Raw genomic sequence first — 1,393 nt, forward strand, 5'->3', positions numbered from 1 at the left:
AGCACTTGCTGCTCGAGCTGGGGGTGGCCGCAGAGACCAGCGAGAAGCGACTGTTTACTAAAAACACAGGTCCGTGCGAAGCCGTAAGGCGATGTATACGGACTGACGCCTGCCCGGTGCTGGAACGTTAAGGGGACCGGTTAGCTCCATTTCGGTGGGGCGAAGCTGAGAACTTAAGCGCCAGTAAACGGCGGTGGTAACTATAACCATCCTAAGGTAGCGAAATTCCTTGTCGGGTAAGTTCCGACCTGCACGAATGGCGTAACGACTTCTCGACTGTCTCAACCATAGGCCCGGTGAAATTGCACTACGAGTAAAGATGCTCGTTTCGCGCAGCAGGACGGAAAGACCCCGGGACCTTTACTACAGTTTGATATTGGTGTTCGGTTCGGCTTGTGTAGGATAGCTGGGAGACTGTGAACTCTGGACGCCAGTTCAGGGGGAGTCGTCGTTGAAATACCAGTCTGGTCGTGCTGGATGTCTAACCTGGGTCCGTGATCCGGATCAGGGACAGTGTCTGATGGGTAGTTTAACTGGGGCGGTTGCCTCCTAAAGAGTAACGGAGGCGCCCAAAGGTTCCCTCAGCCTGGTTGGCAATCAGGTGTTGAGTGTAAGTGCACAAGGGAGCTTGACTGTGAGACCGACGGGTCGAGCAGGGACGAAAGTCGGGACTAGTGATCCGGCGGTGGCTTGTGGAAGCGCCGTCGCTCAACGGATAAAAGGTACCCCGGGGATAACAGGCTGATCTTCCCCAAGAGTCCATATCGACGGGATGGTTTGGCACCTCGATGTCGGCTCGTCGCATCCTGGGGCTGGAGTCGGTCCCAAGGGTTGGGCTGTTCGCCCATTAAAGCGGTACGCGAGCTGGGTTTAGAACGTCGTGAGACAGTTCGGTCCCTATCCGCTGTGCGCGTAGGAGTCTTGAGAAGGGCTGTCCCTAGTACGAGAGGACCGGGACGGACGAACCTCTGGTGTGCCAGTTGTCCTGCCAAGGGCATGGCTGGTTGGCTACGTTCGGGAGGGATAACCGCTGAAAGCATCTAAGCGGGAAGCCTGCTTCGAGATGAGGACTCCCACCTCCTAGAGAGGGTAAGGCTCCCAGTAGACGACTGGGTTGATAGGCCGGATATGGAAGCACGGTAACGTGTGGAGTTGACCGGTACTAATAGGCCGAGGGCTTGTCCTCAGTTGCTCGCGTCCACTGTGTTGGTTCTGAAACCACGAACAACCCCATGCCATGGTCACGGTGTGGTGCGGTTGAACAGTTTCATAGTGTTTCGGTGGTCATAGCGTAGGGGAAACGCCCGGTTACATTCCGAACCCGGAAGCTAAGCCTTACAGCGCCGATGGTACTGCAGGGGGGACCCTGTGGGAGAGTAGGACGCCGCCGAAC

At 56.7% G+C, this 1,393-nt stretch carries 2 rRNA genes (1 of these 2 running past the window's edge); both read left to right on the top strand.

Annotated features, from left to right (window positions below):
• A 23S ribosomal RNA gene (locus ACZ5C2_RS38435) occupies positions 1–1,186 on the top strand (it extends 2,136 nt beyond the left edge of the window).
• 90 nt (positions 1,187–1,276) lie between these two features.
• A 5S ribosomal RNA gene (gene rrf / locus ACZ5C2_RS38440) occupies positions 1,277–1,393 on the top strand.

It is taken from the genome of Streptomyces sp. NPDC031365 (assembly GCF_055569765.1).